General features: G+C 42.0%; 1 rRNA gene. It reads left to right on the forward strand.

The annotated features are described in order from the left end of the window. Positions 1 to 101 precede the first annotated feature (101 nt). Positions 102 to 324 (forward strand): 23S ribosomal RNA (locus H5092_RS20910); the annotation flags it as partial.

A 324-nucleotide genomic window follows, 5' to 3' on the forward strand; every position in this document is an offset into this window, starting at 1 on the left:
ATTAACGTTTTACGTTGATTGATTGGTATCTACTTTAGTATTCAATATTAACTTCTGGCGAAGTTAAACTGTCACAAAACAAAGACCCGTTTGGGTTGTATGGTTAAGTGACTAAGCGTACACGGTGGATGCCTTGGCAGTTGGAGGCGATGAAGGACGTATTAACTTGCGATAAGCCTAGTCAAGCTAGTAAAAAGCGCTTGAGACTAGGATTTCCGAATGGGGAAACCCACCTGCTTGCAGGTATCGTTAACTGAATACATAGGTTAACGAGGCGAACGCGGAGAACTGAAACATCTAAGTACCCGTAGGAAAAGAAATCAA

Origin of the sequence: Pseudoalteromonas sp. SR41-7, assembly GCF_014163935.1 — a bacterium.
Classification (GTDB): domain Bacteria; phylum Pseudomonadota; class Gammaproteobacteria; order Enterobacterales; family Alteromonadaceae; genus Pseudoalteromonas; species Pseudoalteromonas distincta.